Origin of the sequence: Agarivorans sp. Z349TD_8, assembly GCF_050870825.2 — a bacterium.
GTDB lineage: Bacteria > Pseudomonadota > Gammaproteobacteria > Enterobacterales > Celerinatantimonadaceae > Agarivorans.
This window is the reverse complement of sequence record NZ_CP194037.2, coordinates 3,055,277-3,071,310: the sequence shown is the minus strand read 5'-3', so window position 1 is coordinate 3,071,310 and position 16,034 is coordinate 3,055,277. Positions and strand designations below refer to the sequence as shown.

Here is a 16,034-nt window from a genome sequence, read left to right as displayed (position 1 = left end):
AATCGGGTAGCCGAAGGTATCTAGCCTCCAGCCCCCACAACACCCTGCATGCGGCTCCGCACAGGGCGTTTCACTTAGAATGGTGAAGCTTAATCCATCCATCTCGAAGCGCAAATAGACCTTGGGATGCTAAATAAGCATTCGATAATGCTTGTTGGATCCCCGGTGTTTTCGAGCTTCTCCATGGGCCTTTACTGGTTATGCCACAGGCTACCGCGGCTTGAACATGTACTCCTCTACGCATCAGATTTCTTACTTTGGTTCTCGGTTTTCGCCACTGTCGCCAGTAGGCCATTCGCACTCTGCGCCTTATCCAGTGATCTAGATCTACGCACAGTTGATAGCAATTCGCGATCCCAAAGTAGTTTATCCATCCTCGCAAGTATTGGCTTACTTTAAATAGCTGATAGCCCATCGACACGCCCCAGTTACGGTTTGTTAGACGCCTAATTTGTTGTTTAAAACGGTGTAACGTTTTGGCATGAATTTGCAGCCGTCCCGCTTTAAAGGTAAACCCTAAGAACTTACTCTTCGCCGTTTTAACCACCTGACTTTTGGCTGTATTAACCACAAGTTTTAAGCGCCGTTGCAAGAAGCTACTAATGCTCGTAAGCACTCGTTCACCCGCACGCTGACTTCTCAGCAAAATGGTAAAATCATCGGCGTAACGAGCAAACTTGTGCCCTCGATTTTCCAGCTCTTTGTCCAATGGATCGAGCATGATATTGGCCAGCAAGGGCGATAATGGTCCCCCTTGCGGTACACCTTCTCGACTTTGCTGATAGCACTGGTTATGGATAAAACCCGCTCTCAGGTATTTTCCAATCAGTGTCAGTAGCCGTTTATCTTGAACTCGATTTCCCAGCTGACTCATGAGCAGATCATGGTTAACTCGGTCAAAGAATTTAGATAAGTCCACATCAACCGCAAAACGTCGGCCTTGCTTGATGATGCCTTGAACTTGCTTCACTGCTTGCTGCCCATTCTTATTTGGCCTAAATCCAAAGCTATTAGCTGAGAAACTAGGGTCAAAAATGGGCGTAAGCACTTGAGCTATGGCCTGTTGAATAACACGGTCTAGCACCGTTGGGATCCCCAGTTGGCGTTTACCGCCATCGGGTTTGTCAATCTCCACACGGCGAACCGGTTTAGGCTGATACTGGCCATTACGCAGCGCAGCAGCAACCTGCTTCCAGTGTAGTTTTGCCCAAGAAGGAAATGCATCAATGGACATGTTATCCACTCCAGCAGCCCCTTTATTGGCTCGAACACCTTGCCACGCGAGCTGAATATTCTGCCGCGTTAGCATATGTTCGAATAGATGTTGGCTAAAGGTTGGCTGCGAGTTATTACGCTGAATCGCATCTACGCTGGACGGCGAATGGGTGTTCAAGTTTAACAAGGCTCCTCCTTTATTCTAAGTGTTCAGGCCTTCACCGTGTCCCAACCATTACGATGGGCGTTGGGCTACTATGCCGTCTGCTGACTTCTGCTTAATCACCGTTTGAGTTACCCCAAATAGCGCTATCGTTGTTCATCGTATTTGCTCACTTAAGTTGATGAGAATTAAGTGCCGGGCCTGTTGAACTAGCGGCCAAGCTAGTCAGTTTAACGATCGCCTGTTAAGCAGATCTCCCCAGATAAGAACATGCACTGTCTCTGCACTGCTGCATCATTTACGGTGGCCGTTAGATCACATGGCTTCGTTGTCTTGTGCCAACTCGCCTCCAGCCTACGCCTCATATGATGTTTTTGTTCATCAGCTCGCAGATTTGCGTCCGGCTTCCTTCAGACATTCCCTCACGGTAACGCCCTTGCCATTCGCTAGTAGTTAGCGTTTAATAATCAAAGTGTTATTAAATGGTGACCTTCCTACAGAGGACTTTCACCTCATTAGTTCATGCCCATGCTGGGCGTACACAAACGCGTCAATTAGGACGCTCGCAAGCTTGCGCCTATTACGCGGGCGTTATAGGCCCAAGAATGATTAAGCCAGCACTTGCGATTATCGCTATTACTGTTTTGCTTGCATCTTGTGTAAGCCCTGAACAATTGGAGAGTCGTTACAATAGTCTCGGTAGCAAATGTGTATCCATCGGTAAAAGTATGAGCGCTGTTGAAAAGTGCATTGGCGTCGAGTTTCGTGAAAGCACATACCAAAATAAAATAGTGAGAGATCACCAGTCATGTAAGCCATATTGGGGGTTCCCATTTATGCAGTCTTGCGGTGGTATCAAAGTCATTTATGATCAAAACAAGGCCGTTACCAAGTGGCTAGCATGGGGGCAATTTGACGGTGTATAGCTATAACAAGTCAATCAAAGTTCGCCTTCGGCTGGACGCGCTAACGCGAGCCCTTTATTGAGGCGTTGATATGACCCCCACAGTCAATATAAAGCGCAGAAATTTCGACTCTTACATTTGAGAGCCTACTACTTGTTTTGGGTATAGTGTTACCGCATAGATGAAGCAAGTAACTTCGTTGGTTCTCATGCTGATATGCGTGGATTACTCACTATTTGATGAGTAGAGCCAACCTTACTTATTTCGTCGTGGCACCTGGCTTCAGTCTATGCTCGATGTTCTTGTAATACAGCCACTTGTATAAAGGACTTATGCGTATCTAAGCCAATAAAAATTATGTTATCGTTATTCATGCTAGCCTCCAGCTTTAGTTGTTAACACACTAAGTATGGCTCTGGCTTCGCGCTAACCCACGACAATGGAGGCTAGCACCTCGTGGGGGTCATTATGTCTATGCGTACTTTTCGATTAAGGAGATCGAGTTTGAAAGGTAACTGTTTGTGTGGCGAGGTGTCGTTTGAATTATCTGGTATCTTACCTCCGATTTATCAGTGTCATTGTTCGCTTTGTCGCAAAGTATCTGGGGCGTCATCGAATTCAGCTTTAATCGTCAGAGCTGATAGTTTTAAATGGCTTTCGGGGACAAATTCTATTAGTCGTTATGTTTCAAGTTCAGGTTTTAAATCGGAGTTTTGCCAATGTTGTGGAAGCCCTGTACCAAACATAAGCTCTAGCAAAGACACATATTGGGTACCAGTTGGTTTGATGTCTGAAGATTTAGCAACGACAATCAAGGCTCATGTTTACGTTAATTCGCGAGCAAACTGGGATGAGGCATTTATCTGCGACAACGTCGAAAAGTTTGCCACAATGCCTTCGGAATCTGAATGGTTGAAATTATCGGAGTAAGCGCACGCATACAAGCGTTTAAGACCGATTCAACGCTTGGTATTTTCCGGCTTATTTTGGGTTTAGTGTTTATGTCACAATGGTTTGGTAGGATGGTGGCGTTGCTCGCCACGTTACACCATCAAAGCTTAACTCGTTTCTGTGTTACACCAGCATTTTATAGTTCATGATGTGCTGCGGCCCAGCAGGCCCTCCTCGATACAAATCTCCGGTGTCTTGAAAACCACATTGTGCGTAACATTGATAGGCTGCTTTATTTCGGCAGTTCACGGTTAAATATAGCGCTCTAAAAGATGGGTAAACTTTCTCGATATAATTGGGGAGTTGTAAGAGTACTTTTTTTGCAATGCCTTTGCCCTGAGAGTGCTGGTCTATGAGTAATGAGCGGATCCCTAATGAGTCTGGCGGACAAAAGTCATAACTTGCGCTATACGCTAAATCCAGGATGAAAAATCCGACCACTTGATCTTCAACGATGACGAGGTGCGGGTGTTCATGCGCTGCAAGTTTTGCGATTAACCCAGAGACATTGTCAATGGCAAATATGGCTTGTTCAGGTTTCACACTTAAGCCACTCACTTGTTGCGCCCGTTGGGCGCTATATTTTTCAATGATTGGCATCTAGTCCTCGAATATATTGATACTTAACTCTTTGTTAAATATTGGTAAAGCATGGCTTCAGCCTAACAAGATTAGGGTGAATATAAAAGTGAGTCCAAGCTAAAAATCTCCAGCATTTAAATTTGTATGAGATGGCTCTATGGACAGCGAAGCAGAGCGGGGCTCACGATCTTAACTGGCTGGTTTGTTTGGCAACATTGGGAAACAGGGACGACCGCTCGTTCAAAATGTATCTGCCTTCGTACTATGTATCTATAGCGCTTTAAACTCTTAACTCGCTCCAAAAACTCTTGACCTTAAGTTGACTTGAGGTTTTATGCTGCTGAATATTAACTGTTCAGGAGCAAAAAAGATGAAAGTAGCCGTTGTTTATTACAGCAAAACCGATATCACGCGACAATTAGCGCAAGCGATTATTGAGGGACTGAAAACACAAGCTTGTATCGAGGTGCTTGAGCATTGTATTACGGGGAAAGAAATCATAGCGGGCAGGTTTCAGAATAAACCATTATTTGAATCGATTCTGAGTTGTGATGCATTGATCATGGGAACGCCAACTTATATGGGCGGGGTCTCGGCACAATTTAAAGCATTTGCCGATGCGAGCAGTGAGTATTGGTCTGAGCAACAGTGGGCGAATAAGCTGGCAGCTGGCTTCACTTGTGGCAGCGCTTTAAATGGTGATCAGTCGAGTACCTTGCAATATTTAACGATTCTGGCGAGCCAACATGGGATGTATTGGCTTGGTTTAGATACCGCTGATGGTTATCGAAATGATGGCTTAAATCGACTCGGTTGTCAGCTTGGGCTTGTGGCGCAAAGTCGTCACGATCAGGTCAATCCCGTTGATCTCGCAACCGCGAAATATTTGGGAAAAAGAGTTTCAAATTTGCTGTTCCGATTGAATAAAGTTGACGGTTAAGCCTAAGTTTCATAGGGATGCTTATTTAAATACAGGGCGGAAAAAACTGCGTTGGTAACTCACAATACAGTCCGTCTCTTCAGCAAATCGAAAGGCTGCAATACACTCTGGATCGGCCAAGGATTTAGTCCGATAGTCTTCATATATGGCTAGACTGGGAAAGCTGAATAGGGCTAAGGCAATATTGTTAGCGCCTTCCGACGGTAGGAAATAGCCATGGTGTTGACCACCAAACCTTTCGACCAAAGGGATCCACATCTTTGCATATTTTTCGAATTCCTTTGCTTTTTTCGGGTCAATTACATAGTTCAGATAGCAAGTGATCATTAATTTTTAACTCCAGTTTAGATTGTTTTTAAACTAAATATTGTGCAACAACTTACTTATTGTTGACGATGTTTGTCTCATCGCAATTTATTCCGACGGCGCTTCGATAATCGCTTGGGTGGTATAATTTTTATCTAACACAAAGCGTTGTTGGGTGTCTCCCAATGTGAGGGTAAACCCATCTGTCTCTAAGCTATAGTTCCAATCTTGTTCGTAAGATGTCAGTTTGCTTTCGTTTATCTCATAGTAGGAACCGCCCAAGGCATAGAGTTTACCCTCGATGGAAGCCATATAATCTTGATCGAAACCGTCGTCTTGAATTACATGTAGCTCTGTCGCTTGGTATACCCATCCGTCTAGGAAAAGATAGTAGTAGTCTCTGGAAAATAGCTCGTCGCTTCCATCGTTGTCTTTATCTTGTATTTTTTCAATGGGATAGAGGGTCAGTTTATTTCCTTTTTGCTCAGAGTACAGACGCCATACGTGGTTTTGTAGCGCTTGTTCTGCCGTAGCAACTGGATTGCTGTCGCCTGAATCTCCTTGACCACAGCCGAGTAGTAGAAAAACAGAAATGAGTTGAAATGATATGAGTAAATTTTTCATCTTTATCCTTAACTTTGAATTCGATGATTGAGTTTCGATGGCGACGATGGTTTCTCTTTAGAATGACTGATGGAGCCTCGTCATCTTTTTGCGCTGTCAGTATCACTAGCTGATACTCTAGACACTACTTTATTTTTGTTTCTTTGCCAAACAACTTATGTTGATGATTACTTAAGTGAAACTAAAGTGAGTGAAGGATAGGTTAAGTTCGATATTGTTTATATTCAGGTGTATCTTGTTGATACACTCCAAGCTCAAAATGGTCGCTGAGAATTAAATTATGGAATTGAAAGTTTTAGTCGATAACAACACCATCATTGATCGTTATTTTTTGGCTGAGCCCGCTGTTTCATATTTAATTCGCGAGGGTGATACCAAGATATTATTTGATGTGGGATATTCAGATATTTTGATAAAAAACGCTCAAAAAATGAATGAATCTCTTATGGATATTGATTATGTGGTTATTTCTCACGGGCATAATGATCATACCGGTGGTTTAGTTCCTCTTGTGAAATATTACTCCGAAGCAAAAGCTGAACATTTTAACTATCCCCATCCAACACTTATCGCTCATCCAGATGCTTTCTCATATAAAGAATATGAAGGTGATGACATCGGTTCAAGTTTAGATCGTAAGCGATTAGCTCGGTATTTCAATACACGTTTAGTCACTGAACCATTATGGATTACTGAGCACATTGTATTTTTAGGTGAGATAGAAAGAGCGAATAATTTTGAAAATATCGAACCAATTGGTCGGTGTGAGCACTTAGACTCAATGGTCGATGATTATGTGAAGGATGACTCCGCACTCGTCTATAAATCATCACAGGGTCTAGTGATTGTTACTGGATGTTCTCATTCCGGGATTTGTAATATTATCGAATACGCAAAAAAGGTTTGCGGTGATGAGCGAGTGATCGATGTCATTGGCGGTTTTCATCTTATGAATCCAAGTGAACTTCAAGCGGTAGGCACATTAAAATACTTCAGCGAGCAGAATATAGAAACGATTCACCCATGTCATTGCACAAGCTTGGAGTATAAAATAAATTTGTCTAAATCAAGCCATGTGGTAGATGTTGGTGTTGGTTTGTCTCTTGACTTCTCATAGATGGTTTCGCGATAAGTATCGACTGATAACAAGATGGCGCATTTAGAATAATCAGCGAGCTGATAAAATGAAGATGAGCATTTTCAGTGAATCACTTGTTTAGTTTCTTTTAACCAACAATCACCCGCTAGGCTTGGCAAAGTTTGGGCTTTTGTTACAAAGTTCAAAGCCTTGCTCAGCTTTACTAGGGGTGGTGCATTCCTATTTATAAATACGGGCGGAAAAACCAAGCCCATAGCCCGTGATTCCCAATGGTACGCAATCAATATTTATATCCTACAGGTAGTACACAAGCCTTACACTCCTCTAAAAGCAGCCGCGACTATTGGTAGTACCAAACATCTATTGCTACAAATTCGGTTAAGGGCGCAATCTTTGCCTTAGGAGCGGATATGGCTGCCGATATTGGGAATGGGGAAATCTTTAGCGAAAGTTCCCGCGATAGACCTGCGAGCTGGCGATAAAGTAATGATCAATATTAGTTTTGAACTGCGGGAGTTACTCGCTCAATATAGCCGCAGTGAATTAAGGGAGAGCGCAAAAGTACGCATTATCCAGCCCATGGGGATATGGTGTTGGGCGCAGCCCCTAACGACAAGTCGGTTGTAAGCCAGTTTATTGGTGATGAGCAGGCCTGAGACTGAGCGACATCCTTATAAATGCGAAAATGACGCCTAGAATGATTACTGATTAAGGGCTCATTTGTCCATGGCTATACGCTATAACGGTAAAATGTTCAGTTTAGCAGCCATGGCACCAATTGATGCCTTGGCTGTCAAATCGCTATCATGGGTTCGTCGCGTTTAAGTGCAATCGCTCAATGACTTGAGCGATTGCTTTATGATTCGATTAAGCGTTAATCGCCGACAGCGTGGCGCTTTGATGACGGCTGGCTAGACTTGAAGGGCTGAGGCCCCAGTCGATCATACTGTGCTTTTCTTCGATCTTATATAAGCTTTGCTCGCTGGCATGGTTGAGAATTTTGGCCGCTCGCCAACTGGCTAAGCTTAGTTGTGGTTCGGCGATCCCGTGGCTATGCAGTCCGGCATTCACCATATAAATGCGGTTTTTACTGGGGCCCTGCCAGTTCACATCAAAATCGGCGTTTAGCTGAATTTGACCAGCCGTATCGCGCTCAAATAACTTGCTGAGCTCTGCGATGCAGGGAGGAAGGGCGCGTTGGTAGCCAGTGCAGAGGATCACCACGTCGGCGTCCAGTTGGGTCGTATTCTGATTCAGGCCATGCTTGAGCTGCAGTTGATAGCCAGTGTTGTGATCGCTGAGTGAAGTTAAGCTGCGATTTGGCTGAATCGACCACCAAGGCGGATTTCTAAGTACATAGCGGTCATGATAAAGGCGCTGGTAAATGCTCAAGAGGCAATCGTTAGTGATGCCATCGCTGGTGAATTTTTGGCGTGCTACCTCGCTATTCTTGATGTCTTGTTGCAGTGAGTAGAAACCATTAACGTAGTCGGGCATAAAATATTGGTCGGTAAAGCAGCTTTCATCGAGAACTTCGATGTTTGGTCTGCGCGATACCCAGGTTAATTGACTGACTTTGCCAAACTCACCATCAAAAACATGTTGAAATATATCGGCGCCGCTTTGTCCGCCACCAATAATCGCCACTCGTTTGTCGCTTAAGTTGGGTTTACGAAGGCCCAATTCACTGGCATGAAAACAAGTATCGTTGACTAAGGCTTGGCAGAAATCGGGCATCTTGGGGCGAGTGCCAGTGCCGATCACCAAATGGCGACTATGCAAGCGCTGTTGTTTGGTTTCCAGGGTAAACCGACCTTGCTCAAAGCTCACCGACTGAACTTCATGATCAAATTGAGTATTGGGCAGTGCCTGCGCCGCCCATGACAGATAGTCGGAAAACTCTAAACGAGAAATAACCGACTGACCCGAGGCAATGAAGGGGTAGAGCTTTTGTTGGCTCACCAAATAGTTAAGAAAGCTATAGGGATTGGTGGGATCGACACTAGTCACTAAATCTTTCAAATAAGAGGTTTGCATTTTTGCATCACTTAGCAGCATGCCGGGATGCCAGGCAAAGCGGGCTTGTTTTTCTAAAAATAAAGTTGAGAGCTGCGCTTTGCTGCTGGCAAGCGCTGCAATGCTGAGGTTGAACGGGCCAATGCCAATGCCCAGTAAATCATATGCTGGTGTATTCATCATGCGAAACCTCTAGATTACAAACTGATTAAAGAAACGTTCTCGCTCGCACTGTAGTAATGCGGCTCGTTTGTGTGGAAAATCAAACTCAAATTGCTTTTCTAAGCCTAAGCGCTCGGTGATTTTAACCACGCGATGGTTATCTGCGCGTGGTTCGCCCATCACCCGCTGGGTTCGCGGATCATCAAGAAAACAATATTGAATAATTGCGCAGCCCCAGGTATCAAAATAAACACCGCCGCGAAAATCGAAATTGCCCACCAAAATGTGTACTCCTCGGTCATAATTCTGATAGGCATAATGGGGACCTAAACGGTCTTCAGGGGTCCAGTAAACCTCGAAGTAACCAAAGGGCACGCCATCAAATTCGCCAATTACCGCGTATTGGTGAGGATCTGAGCGCATCTGTTCTAGATAGCTTGCATGTTGGTCAAGGCTGCCAGCTAATTCCCAAACGGGGGCGATCATGGGGTGGTTGTGCCAGTGATGAAAGCTATTCAAGTCGCGCTGTTGATCGATCACTCGAAAGCTTAGTTGTCGCTTCAAATGATAGTAGTAACGGGTGAATACTTGGCCAGTGGGTTTGTTGGGACGCCGTGGGTGCTCAATGCCATTGGCAGCCGTTAAGTGTTGAGTGGGTGGCAACTCGGCTTGTGGCTCTCGCCATAGCGGGGCAATTTGTAAAAATTGATGCAGGCTCAAGCAGGGCCCAGTTTCGCCTTGACTGGAGGCTTCTAAATGAGCGCTGGCAGCCTCGGGGAAATAGTCTGCTTGTAAGTGGCTTGCTTTGAGCTGGTAAAAAGCATGCTCGGCGGCGCTCCACCAAACTAAATCATCACTGTGTGGTGCATCGCTAACAAGCCTTAAATCCAGATGGCATTGCCGTTGGTGCAACAGTGCTTTGCCCTGAGCAATGGTTTGGCCGTATTCTCGTACGCTGAATTCAAGACGACCAGCACTCGTTTGCTCGTCTGTAAAACACAGCTGGCGGCCACCTGCTAAGGTTTTATGGCTTTGTGGTTGTGCTGCGCTCAGCTGTAAGGGATTGGCAATGTCGCAATAGATTCGACTGGGATCACTGAGCGTGGCTTCGTTATGATCGGCCAAGAAGCAATAAAAATTACGCTTCCAATGCAGCGTGGGTGAGTCCAATACATAGTCATAGAAGGAGCTATCTTTTGGCCGGGCTGCGCGTAGCGCCGAGAGTTTATCGCAGCAGAGAGACCATAATTGTTGCTCGCTTATCAAGCCCTCGGCGCCGATTGCCGCAATGGTGTTGAGGAGGGTGTTGCCAATCAAGTAATAAGCATGGAAGGGATTAAGCTGTTGCGCTGGCATAAAATAGGCGGGCGGCTGCTGGTTAAACTCTTCTTTAAAGCGTTTTAGGGCAAGATCGGTTAGGCCGATGCCCTGGCAATCGCGGTAGGCCATTCCTGCTGGCAGGTTATTCTCAATTTGCAAAACAATGTTTTGTTGATGCGCCAACAACACGATTCCGTAATCGCTGCGGGCAATACACAGCGGGGCAATCACCTGGTCCATGAAGGCCGAAAACCAGACTAGAGCCGCATTCTGCTGGCTTAAGTTTTGTTGTTCAGCATAGCCTCGGATCCATCGACAGGTCTGTGCCGAAGGTTGCGCCAGGCTGGTCTGATTGGCACTGGCTAATAGATAGTAATTAGCTGGGGCGAGCGTTTGCGCTTCATCGCTTGCCTGATAGAAAGGGTTTTGCCGTAAGCAGCTCAGACTTAAGTCGAGCACATTGCCATGCTGATCGGCGATCGCAGCCCACAGGGGTTCTTCCATAAAACAGGTGCTGGGTAAGCGTTGTTGCAACTCTTGACCGCTGCGAGTTTGCAACAGCCGACTAAATTGAATGCCGCGCTCGGCCTCGGTACTGGATAGTAGGCGCAATGAATTGGTTAGTTTGACTGGTAATGAGACCTTGAGCATCCATGGGAGCTGAGGGTGATAGATGGCACGTGTTGATGAGGTGGCGGTCCAGCCTGTCGAATTCAGTTGCAGATCTTTCACCACCGCTGACAGTTGTGTGGCTGAATCGCTATTGCGCCAGGCCTGCGCCTGCAAGGGGTGCATCGGCAGCGGCCACCACTCTTGACCCAATTGTGCTTGCGCCACAAGCTCAGGTTGCTGCGCAAAACTGGCCTGAAAAAAGGCCAATAGTTGTTGCTGAACACGCTGTAATTCGGTTTGCGCTGTACCTGTACTGTCTTGCTCTGGTTGGCCGAGTGAACATTGGCCAACGAAGTGCTGTTGATGGACTGCAAACCATTCTATGGCAAATTGGCCTGCATGTTCTGGCAGATATTGGCGTTGTTGCTGGGCGTTTAAAGGCTCACAACTTTTCGCCGCTGGATGCATGCTATGACCAGCAGTGAGACTTTGCTCGGCATGAATAAATTGCTCGGTCGAATCCTCTGAGCGGGCGGCGAGGGCTGCTTCCGCCTCTATAATTGATTGCTGCGATCCGCATATGCGTTGCCGAAAGTTTTGTTTTCGCTGCTCGTCAATCTCGGGATAGAGCTGCTCGAGCACTAAATCTAGGGCTTGAGAAAAGTCAATGATTTGCTGCTGCTCTGCCTGATGTAAGATGATTTCGCCCGTATAACGATGACGCCACGCAGGGGAGCAATAGCTAAGTTTCAACTCCAGGCTCTGGTTTGGACAAAGCGGCAGGAATACCGAATTACCCTCCAAGTGTTTGTTAGTGGTTTCAACAAGTAGGCTATTGAAGAAAGCTTGTTGGCCTAGCGGATGAGTGTTCACTTATTTGCCTCCTGTTTGCTGGACGAGTGATTTAGCCAAGGGCTGAGCTGGCCAGCCCCTTGCCATTGAAAGGTGTAAGTTCGAGCATCTTTGCGTTTTTTTTGTCGAGGATTGAGCGGCGTGCCTAAGATCAAAAAGCCTACCGGGTGATGCTGTGGTTGCAAGCCCAGTAGCGGTCTCACTTTGGGGAGTGAGACCGCATCGGTGCTGTACCATACGCCACCAAAACCCAGCCCATCGGCTGCCAGCAGAATCATTTGGCAGGCGGCTGCGGCCGACAAGATCTGATCCTGCTCGGAGATCTTGCTATGCGGTTGGAGTGCCGCCGACACCAATATCATGCTTGGTGCCTGCTTTAAGTAGTTGGCGAGGCGTTTGGCGCGTTGCGGATCTAAGTCTTGTTCAGAATCCTGCCAAGCTTGCTGTAAGTGCTCGATTAATTCCCCGATCTGTTGGTGTTCGATCACTAAAAAGTGCCACGGGTTCAAGTTGCCGTGATCGGGGGTGCTCATGGCTGCCTGCAAGATTTGTTGCAGTTGGCTTGGATTGGGCGCGGGAAAGCCCATTTCATGTACATGATAAGACACCCGACGATTCAGACTATTGAGTAGCTCGGTCATTATTTTTTCGATATCCAATAAATAGCAATAATAAGAAGTACAGGCTGCCGATGACGGACACCATTAAGCCAGCGGGAATTTCGTTCGGTGACAATAGGCTGCGGCCTAAGCCATCGGCCCAAATTAGTAAAATAGCTCCGGTTAGGCCCGCGGCCGGGAGCAACTGAACATGACGGTATAATCCTAGAAGGCGGGCGCAATGCGGCGCCAGTAAGCCAACAAAGCTAATTGCGCCAATGCTGGAAACACAAATGGCAGTGAGTAGCGCCGATACAATCAGTAAGATGCGTCGCTGATGTTGCAAAGGGATCCCGACGGCTCGGGGAATAATTTCGCCCAGCGGCAAAATATCTAAACTGCGCAGGAATGGCACAATACTGCCGAGGCTGAGTAGGAGAACCGCCGCTAAGGGTAAGATCCGATCAGTCGATGCACCATAGGTGGTGCCCGCTAACCACATCATGGTGACAGAAGCGGTCGAGCTGCCAAAGGTGAGTAGAATATGGGTGGCTGTGCCGGCAAAGGCGGAGATTACAATGCCAAACAAGGCCAGTTGCGAGACACTTAACTGCTGCTTTAATCCCCAAGATAACAAGCCAATCACCAGGCCCGCACCAACTAAAGCTGCGATGGTAAGGCTGAATTGTCCGGCGCCGGGATAAATCACTAATACGCAGGCAATTAATAAGACAGCAAAAGCGCTCACGCCGGATATATCGGGACTCGCCATCGGGTTTTTAAATAGGGTTTGCAGTAAGGTTCCGGCGCAGGCGAGGCCAAAACCGCCTAGCCCTGCTAGTAATACCCGCTGGTTTACCCAGCTTGCGCCAAGTTCTCCCGGCATTTTTAGGCAAAGCGTTAAAGTGGCCAAGAGTAGCAGTATTAAGCCACCGAGTACCCATTGGGCGCGGGCATGGATCAGTGGTTTTAAGGCGATGGTTTGGGTTTCCGTAGCCGCTAAGGCCCTGCCAGATTTTTGGAATAATAAGTAAATAAAGTAGGGGGCTCCGAGCAGCGCAGTAAATGCCCCCGTAGGTAGACGATAGCCTAAGAATAACAGGCTACGTGAACACCACTCGGCGGCCAGCACTAATACTGCTCCGAGTATCATGGTGAGCAGCCATTGTAGTAGCATCGCTTGGCGCGTATGACTGGCGCGTAATACTAAGCGGGCGAGGTGGGGTGCCATTAAACCGACAAAACCAACCATACCCACCAGTGCGGTGGCAAGGGCAGCCTGACTGATCGCCAGCAATAAAATCGCCCAACGCCAGCGTTTCACCGCTAAGCCTAAGGCGCTGGCGTGGGTATCGCCTAATAGAAATAAGGCCAGTCGTGGTAAGGCTAGGAGACCTATCAATAAAGCAAGGCTGATAGGCAATGCCGTTTGTTTGAGTAGTTCGGTATTGGTTTGCAAGACCTGACCGCTGCCCCATAGGAACAGGCCGTCGGTTTGGTTTTCAAAATACAACAATAGTAATGAAGAGACCGCGCCAGCACCCAGGCCCAGCGCCATACCAATCAGTACCACAGGCAGCTTACCGCCACCAATTAGCTGGCTGACCGTCAAGACTAATAGGGATAATAAGGCTGCGCCGAGCAATGCGCCGCCCCATAACAGGCTGAGTCCGGCTTCGGGGAGCAGTGCCCGCACCAACACTGCACCTAATAAGGCACCGGCGGAAATACCCAAGGTTGAGGGTGAAGCAAAATCGTTATCTAAGGTGGTTTGAATGAATAAGCCAGAACTGGCAAATAGCGCGCCGGTGAGCAAGGCCATGGCAGCGGTGGGCAGCCACACATAGTCAAGCATGGCTTGAGCCAAATCAGCCGGGGCAATATTCGGGCGACTTAGAAAATAGACGGCGATGCTCAGTAGCATCAGTGAAGATACTGATAGTAGTGGCTTAACCATGTTGTTGCTCCTGCCAATCTAACAGTGATTGAGTGAAAGCCTCTGCCATTCTGATAGCTGATTCTGGGCCGCCAAAGCTCCATAAAGGAGTCACCTTGGAAAAGCGTTGTGCTTGCACAAAGGGCAGCTTAGACCAAACAGGGGAAAGGGTCATTCGCTCGCCATCGGCCTGATTTCCCGCCAAAATTAAATGGCTATGCTTGAGCTGAGGTAATTGCTCGAGTTGCAAGTGAGTAAAGTCTTTTCCCGGTAAGCCAGTTTGCCATTGATAGCGTAAGCCTAGTTGCAGCGCGACCGCGCCAGCTAAGCTGTCTCGTGTGAATACTCTTAAGCCATAACCCATGCCAACAAATTTGGCATAGCTGACTGAATAATTGGCTAAACCGGCAGTGGCGAGTTGTTGTTTCAGCTGCATGAAACGCTCATCCATCGCTTTGAGTTGTTGCACGGCTTGTTCGGTTTTGCCAAGCGCTTGAGCGATGTGGCGAAATACTCGCTGCGAGTGCTCGAAATAGTTAAAATCTGCTTGCTGTGGATGAGGAAATTGCTGATAGATGAGCGTGGGAGCAATCTGTTCCAAAGCGCTTAATAAGCGAGCATGGCGAAATTCGTAACCAATAATAAGATCGGGCTTTAGTTGTGCAATGGCTGCTAAATTTGGCTCTTGACGTCGCCCTAATTCGGTCACTTGTTCAGGCAGCTCGGGGTGGTTGGTTTGCCACTTTCGGTAGCCGGCATTTTGGGTCAGGCCAACTGGTGTGACGCCTAAACTTAAGAGCATCTCTGCGGCCGACCAATTTAAGGCGACCACCCGTTGGGCGCTGTGGTTTAAGTGAATGCAGCTGGCTAAACACAGCTGCACGGGTGCCGCTTGGCTAGAGCAGCTAAGTAATGCACCGAGCACCAGTAAGCACTTCAATTGTCTTCGGTAAGCGCCTTTGAATATGCGGCTCATAGCTGCTCCTCTGGCCAAAGGACATGCTGCTGGCCGATTTGGTGGCTCCGTACTGGCGTTTGATAAACTTGACTGATCAAGGTCGCATTGATCACTTGAGCTACCGGGCCCTGGCTAACGATGCGGCCCTGGTTGATGAGAATGGCTCGGTCGCTATAACGGCTCGCTTGGTTGAGATCATGTAATACCCAAACGATGGTTTTTTTATATTGACGATTGAGTCGCTGCACTATTTTAAGCAAGGCTAATTGATGGGAGATGTCTAACCAAGAGGTGGGTTCGTCGAGCATCACCACTGGCGTGTCCTGGGCTAATACCATGGCCAGCCAGGCGCGTTGCAATTCACCACCCGATAATTCGGTGAGTTGGCGGTGGGCGTAGTCACCGATCCCGGTTTCATGCATTGACCAGTCGATGAGTTGCTTGTCACTGGCATTTAAGCGTTGGTACCACGGCCGATGTGGGTGACGACCAAAGGTGACCAGATCAGAGACGCTTAGGCTGGCCGGAACCGGATTACGTTGTGGCAGCAGTGCCAGCTGTTTCGCCAATTGGGCGCGAGGAATGGATTGTAGCGCCTGTCCTTGCAATACAACTTCGCCCTGTAAGGGACGGACTAAACCGCTTAATACCGACAATAAACTACTTTTGCCTGAACCATTGGGTCCGATCAACGCAGTGATCGAGCCCTCGATGATTTCACCACTCATGCTATTAAGAATGGTTGTTCCCCCCAATTGGAGGGAAATGTTATGGAAGCTTAACAATGAGTTATC

Annotated in this window: 13 protein-coding genes; 3 read left to right on the top strand and 10 right to left on the bottom strand. The window is 47.3% G+C overall.

All coding sequences use genetic code 11. From position 1 onward, the window contains the following. Positions 1-70: 70 nt before the first annotated feature. Positions 71-1,402: a group II intron reverse transcriptase/maturase gene (gene ltrA / locus ACRRS1_RS13745; RefSeq protein WP_432467313.1), complete on the bottom strand. Its 1,332-nt coding sequence runs from the start codon at positions 1,400-1,402 to the stop codon at positions 71-73. Between the two features lie 1,349 nt (positions 1,403-2,751). Between ltrA and ACRRS1_RS13740 the strand changes: the two genes are divergently transcribed. Beyond that, complete coding sequence (locus ACRRS1_RS13740; protein WP_432459641.1) at positions 2,752-3,213, top strand: GFA family protein; 462 nt, start codon at positions 2,752-2,754, stop codon at positions 3,211-3,213. Positions 3,214-3,357: 144 nt separating this feature from the next. Here ACRRS1_RS13740 and ACRRS1_RS13735 read toward each other — a convergent pair whose 3' ends face one another. After that, entirely contained in the window at positions 3,358-3,834 is a 477-nt protein-coding gene (locus tag ACRRS1_RS13735) for a GNAT family N-acetyltransferase (protein WP_432452602.1), read from the bottom strand. 352 nt (positions 3,835-4,186) lie between these two features. On the opposite strand from ACRRS1_RS13735, the gene ACRRS1_RS13730 reads away from it, so the two are divergent. Further along, a complete protein-coding gene (locus ACRRS1_RS13730; protein WP_432452603.1) occupies positions 4,187-4,756 on the top strand; it encodes a flavodoxin family protein in 570 nt (189 codons plus the stop codon). A gap of 21 nt (positions 4,757-4,777) precedes the next feature. Here ACRRS1_RS13730 and ACRRS1_RS13725 read toward each other — a convergent pair whose 3' ends face one another. Together ACRRS1_RS13725 and ACRRS1_RS13720 are read right to left on the bottom strand one after the other, a co-directional pair. Beyond that, a complete protein-coding gene (locus ACRRS1_RS13725; protein ID WP_432461120.1) occupies positions 4,778-5,083 on the bottom strand; it encodes an NIPSNAP family protein in 306 nt (101 codons plus the stop codon). Between the two features lie 87 nt (positions 5,084-5,170). Further along, positions 5,171-5,686, bottom strand: a complete 516-nt coding sequence (locus tag ACRRS1_RS13720) for a hypothetical protein (RefSeq protein WP_432452605.1) — start codon at positions 5,684-5,686, stop codon at positions 5,171-5,173. Between the two features lie 280 nt (positions 5,687-5,966). Between ACRRS1_RS13720 and ACRRS1_RS13715 the strand changes: the two genes are divergently transcribed. Then, on the top strand, positions 5,967-6,803 hold the full coding sequence (locus ACRRS1_RS13715) for an MBL fold metallo-hydrolase (RefSeq protein ID WP_432463480.1): 837 nt from the start codon (positions 5,967-5,969) through the stop codon (positions 6,801-6,803). Positions 6,804-7,652: 849 nt separating this feature from the next. Here the strand turns inward: ACRRS1_RS13715 and ACRRS1_RS13710 are convergent. The 6 genes from ACRRS1_RS13710 to ACRRS1_RS13685 are packed head-to-tail and all read right to left on the bottom strand — an operon-like array spanning position 7,653 to position 16,025. Next, positions 7,653-8,984 carry a lysine N(6)-hydroxylase/L-ornithine N(5)-oxygenase family protein gene (locus tag ACRRS1_RS13710; RefSeq protein WP_432452607.1) on the bottom strand — a complete coding sequence of 444 codons (1,332 nt, stop codon included), beginning with the start codon at positions 8,982-8,984 and terminating at the stop codon, positions 7,653-7,655. Positions 8,985-8,993: 9 nt separating this feature from the next. Next, positions 8,994-11,768, bottom strand: coding sequence for a GNAT family N-acetyltransferase (locus ACRRS1_RS13705; protein ID WP_432467584.1), 2,775 nt, complete (start codon positions 11,766-11,768; stop codon positions 8,994-8,996). Further along, a complete protein-coding gene (locus ACRRS1_RS13700; protein WP_432452609.1) occupies positions 11,765-12,388 on the bottom strand; it encodes a nitroreductase family protein in 624 nt (207 codons plus the stop codon). Before ACRRS1_RS13700 ends, ACRRS1_RS13705 begins: the two co-directional genes overlap by 4 nt. After that, on the bottom strand, positions 12,369-14,303 hold the full coding sequence (locus ACRRS1_RS13695; RefSeq protein ID WP_432467585.1) for an iron ABC transporter permease: 1,935 nt from the start codon (positions 14,301-14,303) through the stop codon (positions 12,369-12,371). Before ACRRS1_RS13695 ends, ACRRS1_RS13700 begins: the two co-directional genes overlap by 20 nt. Further along, positions 14,296-15,258, bottom strand: a complete 963-nt coding sequence (locus tag ACRRS1_RS13690; protein ID WP_432467586.1) for an ABC transporter substrate-binding protein — start codon at positions 15,256-15,258, stop codon at positions 14,296-14,298. Before ACRRS1_RS13690 ends, ACRRS1_RS13695 begins: the two co-directional genes overlap by 8 nt. Then, a complete protein-coding gene (locus ACRRS1_RS13685) occupies positions 15,255-16,025 on the bottom strand; it encodes an ABC transporter ATP-binding protein (protein ID WP_432452612.1) in 771 nt (256 codons plus the stop codon). The genes ACRRS1_RS13690 and ACRRS1_RS13685 overlap by 4 nt, the downstream gene beginning before the upstream one ends. Positions 16,026-16,034 lie beyond the last annotated feature (9 nt).